At 76.0% G+C, this 5,177-nt stretch carries 5 protein-coding genes; 4 read left to right on the top strand and 1 reads right to left on the bottom strand.

Going from position 1 to position 5,177, the window contains the following annotated elements:
- Positions 1-39: 39 nt before the first annotated feature.
- Positions 40-321 (top strand): YciI family protein, encoded by a 282-nt coding sequence (locus tag K6U79_10970; GenBank protein MCL6522873.1) that lies wholly within the window; start codon positions 40-42, stop codon positions 319-321.
- Positions 322-369: 48 nt separating this feature from the next.
- Here K6U79_10970 and K6U79_10965 read toward each other — a convergent pair whose 3' ends face one another.
- On the bottom strand, positions 370-1,095 hold the full coding sequence (locus K6U79_10965; GenBank protein ID MCL6522872.1) for a ZIP family metal transporter: 726 nt from the start codon (positions 1,093-1,095) through the stop codon (positions 370-372).
- A 187-nt stretch (positions 1,096-1,282) separates the two neighbouring features.
- Between K6U79_10965 and K6U79_10960 the strand changes: the two genes are divergently transcribed.
- From K6U79_10960 to ccsA, 3 genes are all read left to right on the top strand, one after another.
- A complete protein-coding gene (locus tag K6U79_10960) occupies positions 1,283-2,656 on the top strand; it encodes an RtcB family protein (GenBank protein MCL6522871.1) in 1,374 nt (457 codons plus the stop codon).
- Positions 2,657-2,675: 19 nt separating this feature from the next.
- A complete protein-coding gene (locus K6U79_10955; GenBank protein MCL6522870.1) occupies positions 2,676-3,125 on the top strand; it encodes an archease in 450 nt (149 codons plus the stop codon).
- Between the two features lie 147 nt (positions 3,126-3,272).
- A partial coding sequence (ccsA, locus tag K6U79_10950; protein ID MCL6522869.1) for a cytochrome c biogenesis protein CcsA occupies positions 3,273-5,177 on the top strand: 1,905 nt, incomplete at its 3' end.

Raw genomic sequence — 5,177 nt, 5'->3', positions numbered from 1 at the left:
CGTTCCGCCCGAGGCTTTCCGGAGAGGAGTGTCGCCTGCATGCTGGTCGCCTGCATCCAGACCATCGTCGACGCCGAGAAGAACCGGCGCGACCGACCCGCCCACCTGGAGTACATCTTCGCCCTGCGCGCGGAGGGCAAGGTCCACGAGGGCGGGCGCTTCGCCGACGGCAGCGGCGGCATGGTCGTCTACCGCGTCGACTCGCTGGAGGAGGCGCGGCGGCTGGCCGAGGCCGACCCCATCGTGGCGGGCGGGGCGCGGACCTACATCCTGCACGAGTGGGTGACCATCGACTGGGAGCATCCGGAGACCTACCGCTGAAGCCGCCGCCGCTTTCTTCCGCCCGGCGGCCGCGCGGGTGGCCTGCGCTCAGCCGCCCAGCGCGCGCATGAGGAGCCAGCCCGCCAGGCAGCCGGCGGCCGCCGCCAGGGGAAGGGGGCGGCGCCGGCCGTCGCCGGCGCCCGTCCAGGCGACAGGGAGGAGCGTCCCGGCGGTCACCTCCAGCATGGCGCCGGCGGCCAGGCCCAGGGTGAAGGCCAGGACGGCCGGGGCGACGCCGGCGAGGTAGCCCAGCGCCGCCCCCAGCAGGGTGGGCAGTCCCGCCGCCAGCGCGCGCAGGGCGGAGCGGGCGGCGGCCCCCTTCGCTCCCTCCGCTTCCTCGGGCAGGGCGATGGCCATGCCCTCGGGCAGGTCGTGGAGCGCCAGGAGGAGGGTGACGGCCAGGCCGGTGGCGCGCTGGTGGGCGAAACCCGCGCCGATGGCCAGACCCTCCGGGAAGTTGTGCGCGGCGATACCCCAGGCGACCAGCCGGGCCGGCGTCAGGCGCCTGCGCTCCAGGGCGAGCAGCAGGAGGAGGCCCGCCCCCAGCCCGGCCAGCGTCGTCCGCGGCCCCGCCAGCCGCCAGGCGGCCGGCAGCAGGTCGAAGGCGGCGACGGCGAACATGATGCCCGCCACCGCGGCTAGGAGCGGCGCCACCGCCCGCCGGCTGCGCGCCCCCAGCGCGCCGGCCAGGAGCGCGCCGGCCACCCCCGCCCCGCTCCCGGAGAGCAGGGCCGCCCAGACCGCCTCCAGGCCCCCCGCCAGCTCCGGCGACACGCTCCCGCCTCCCCGCGGATGGCTATTCCCGGGGCGGAGCGGGCAGTCACCGGCGGCCGGAACGGGCGAACTCGCGGGGGCGCCGCGCCTGGTGCAGGATGAGGGGGGCGAGGGGGTGGTGGGCGTGCTTCCCTGGGGCCTAGAGGCCGAGGGTGGCGGGCGGTACCGCCTGCGGCGCAGGGGGCCGATGCGTGTGGACGCGCTCCTCTTCGCCTCGCCGCCGCTCCTGGAGGAGCTGGCGGCCGAGGGCGGAGCGGCGCTGGAGCAGCTGGCGGCGGTGGCCGCGCTGCCGGGCGTGGTGGAGCCGGTGGTGGCCATGCCGGACATCCACTGGGGCTACGGCTTCCCCATCGGCGGCGTCGCCGCCTTCGACGCGGAGGAGGGCGGGGTGGTCAGCCCGGGCGGCGTCGGCTTCGACATCCACTGCGGCGTCCGGCTGCTGGCTTCGTCGCTGACCGCCGCCGACCTGGAGCCCCGCCGCGCGCGGCTGGCGGACGAGCTCTTCCGGGCCGTCCCGGCCGGGGTGGGCTCGGAGCGGTCTGAGCTGCGCCTCGACGCGCGCACCCTGCGCCGGGAGGTGCTGGCCCGGGGCGCCGTCTGGGCGGTGGAGACGGGGCTGGGCGAAGCCCGCGACCTGGCCTTCGCCGAGGCGGGCGGCCGGCTGCCGGGGGCGGAGCCGGGGCTGGTCTCGGAGCGCGCGCTGGAGCGGGGCGGCCCGCAGCTGGGGACGCTGGGGAGCGGGAACCACTTCCTGGAGGTGGGGGTGGTGGAGCGCGTGGAGGACAGGCGCGCGGCCGCCGCCTTCGGCCTCTTCGAGGGGCAGGTGACGCTCCTCGTCCACACCGGCTCGCGCGGGCTGGGCCACCAGCTCTGCCAGGAGTTCGTCGAGCGCATGCTGGCGGCCGCTCCGCGCCACGGCCTCGAGCTGCCCGACCCGCAGCTGGCGGCGGCGCCCGTCCGCTCGCCCGAGGGCGAGGCCTACCTGGGCGCCATGGCCGCGGCGGCCAACTTCGCCCTGGCCAACCGCCAGGTGATCACCGCCTACGCCCGGCGCGCCTTCGAGAAGGCCGGCCTCCCCGGCCACGGGCTCGGACTGGTCTACGACGTGGCGCACAACACGGCCCAGTGGGAGGAAGTCGGCGGCTCGAGGCTCCTCGTCCACCGCAAGGGGGCGACGCGCGCCCTCCCGCCGGGCCACGCGGCGCTGCCCCCCGCCTACCGGGAGAGCGGCCAGCCGGTGCTGGTGCCGGGCGACATGGGCCGGAGCTCCTGGGTGCTGGCGGGGAACGAGGCGGCGGTGCGCCTCAGCTTCGCCTCGGCCTGCCACGGCGCGGGCCGGCGCTGGAGCCGCCACCGTGCCCGCCAGGCGGCCCGCCGGCGGAACCCCCTGCGGGAGCTGGCGGCCGGGGGTGTGCTGGTCCGCGCCGCCAGCCGGGCAACGGTGGAGGAGGAGATCCCGGAGGCCTACAAGGACGTCGACGAGGTGGTGGAGGTGGTGGCCGCCGCCGGCCTGGCAAGGAAGGTGGCCCGCCTCCGCCCCCTCCTCGTGGTCAAGGGCTGAACGTCGGGGGGTGGCGGGGCTGCCGAGCGGCTGGAGGTGGCTCGAGCATACCGCCGACGTGGGGCTGGAGGTGGAGGCGGGGGACCTGCCCTCGCTCTTCGCCGCGCTGGGCGAGGCGACGCTGGCGCTCCTCCTGGAAAGGCCGCCGCACCGCCCGCGCCGCGGGCGCGGGGAGCGCGCGCTCCAGCTGGAGGCGCCCGACCTGGAGGGGCTGGTGGTCCGCTGGGTGGACGAGCTGCTCTACCTGGTCCAGACGCGCTCCTTCGTCCCCGCCCGCTGGCGCCTGGAGGTGACGCCGGGCGAGGGGGAGGCGCCATGGCGCCTGGCGGCGCGCCTGGAGGGCGTGCCGCTGGAGCCGGGGCGCATGGGCTTCCGCGGCGAGGTGAAGGCGGCCACACGCCACCGTCTGCTCGCCGGCCGCGAGGCGCCGGACGGCCGCTGGCGGGTGCGCCTCTACCTTGACGTCTGAGCGGCCCGGGACGTCCCGGTCTGGGCCCGGGCCTCGGCTCGGCCGTCGGGGGCGGCGGCGGGGAGGCGGTCGGCGGCGCCGGAAGGATTCCGTATAATCGCCACAGGGCACTTTGCAAAGGTGAGCGCCCGCGGAGGAGGCAGCGACTTGATCGACACCGTCACCCGCCTCATGGCCGTCTTCGGGCACAGTTCGCTCCTGCTCCTCTTCCTGCTGGCGCTGGCGGCGGTGGCCCTGCTGGCGGACGGCGTGCGGCGCCGCGAGGGACGGGGCGGCCCCGGCGACCCGCTGGCCCGGCGCGAGATCCGCGCCGGGCGGCTGGCGCTGGTGACGACCGCCGGACTGGCGCTCATCAGCGCCGCCGGCCTGGTGGGGCTCCTCCTGACCAACAACTTCGCCTTCGCCTATGTGACGGCCCACTCCAGCCGGGACCTGCCCGCCATCTACAAGGTGGGCGCGCTCTGGGGCGGCCAGGAGGGCTCGCTCCTCTTCTGGCTGACCATCCTGTCCAGCTACGCCGCCTTCATCGCCTGGCGCTCGCGCGAGCGGACGGCGCCGTTGGCGCTGGCGGTGATGGGCGTCACCGAGCTCTTCTTCGCCTTTCTGGTCGCCTTCGTGGCCGACCCCTTCGCGCTCCTCCCCGCCGGGCAGATCCCGCCCGACGGGCAGGGGCTGAGTCCGCTGCTGCGCGATCCGGCCATGCTGATGCATCCTGTCGCCCTTTACACCGGCTTCGTCGGTTTCACCGTCCCCTTCGCCTTCGGGGTGTCGGCGCTGGCGCTGCGCGAGCCCGGCGCCCGCTGGATCCGGCTGACGCGGCGCTGGGCCCTGCTGGCCTGGGGCATCCTGGGCCTGGGCCTGCTGCTGGGCGCCTGGTGGTCCTACCACGTGCTGGGCTGGGGCGGCTACTGGGGCTGGGATCCGGTGGAGAACGCGGCGCTGATGCCCTGGCTGGTGGGCACGGCCTTCATCCACTCGGCGCTGGTCCAGGAGCGCCGCGGGCTGCTCAAGGCCTGGAACATGGTGCTGGTGATGGCCGGCTACCTGCTGACGCTGCTGGGTACCACGCTGACGCGCAGCGGCCTCCTGGTCTCGGTCCACGCCTTCGCCCAGTCGCCCATCGCGCCCTACTTCATCGCCTTCCTGGGGCTGGCGCTGGCCGGCTGCCTCTACCTGCTGGGCGCGCGCTGGGAGGAGCTGCGCGACGACCAGCCGCTGGAGACGCTGGTCAACAAGGAGACGGCCTTCCTGGCCAACAACCTGGTGCTGATGGTGACGGCGCTGGTGGTGCTGGTGGGGACGCTCCTGCCCGAGGTGACCGGCCTCTTCGGCCTCCGTCTGACGGTGGGGGCGCCCTACTTCGAGCAGACAGCGGGGCCCCTCTTCGGGCTCCTCCTGGCGCTGATGGGGATCGGGCCGCTGCTTGCCTGGCGCCGCGCCGACTGGCGGCGCCTGCGCCGGAAGCTCCTGGTGCCGGTCGCCTCGGCCGTGCTGCTGACCGCGTTGCTCGGGGCCGCCGGGGTGCTGGGCGGTGCCGTCGCCTTCGGCGTGGCCGGCGCGGTCTTCGTCGTCGCCTCCGTCTTTCTGGAGGTGGCCGACGGCTTCCGCGCCCGCCGCGCCATGACCGGCGAACCGGCGCTCCTCTGCCTCTGGCGGCTCTTCGACCGGAACCCCTCGCGCTATGGAGGCTACGTGGCCCACCTGGGCATCGCGCTGATGGCGCTGGCCGTCATCGGCTCCACCGCCTACCAGCAGCACGTCTCGGTCACCCTGGCGCCGGGCCAGAGCGCGCTGGCCGGGCCGTACACGATCACCTTCGGGGGGCTCCGCCAGCGGCTGGAGGGCGTGGTGCCGGCGATGGAGGCCGAGGTGGGCGTCCGCCAGGGCGGTCGTCCCGCCGGGACGCTCCTCCCGGCCACCCTCTTCTACCCGGACTCGCAGGAGGGCCCGGTCAGCCGCGCCGCCATCCGCCACACGGCGGCCGGCGATCTCTACGTGGTCCTGGCCGGCTGGGACGGCTCCGGGCGGGCGGGCCTGGAGATCTATGTCAAT

The sequence above is a fragment of the Bacillota bacterium genome (genome assembly GCA_023511835.1).
In the GTDB taxonomy this organism is placed as follows: Bacteria; Bacillota; Sulfobacillia; order JAIMAT01; family JAIMAT01; genus JAIMAT01.
The sequence above is the reverse complement of the archived record's forward strand: the minus strand, read 5'-3'. Positions and strand labels throughout refer to the sequence as shown.

Coding starts and splice junctions, on each gene's coding strand:
- K6U79_10970 (MCL6522873.1), top strand. CDS start 40: ATGCTGGTCGCCTGCATCCAGACCATCGTCGACGCCGAGAAGAACCGG.
- K6U79_10960 (MCL6522871.1), top strand. CDS start 1,283: ATGCGTGTGGACGCGCTCCTCTTCGCCTCGCCGCCGCTCCTGGAGGAG.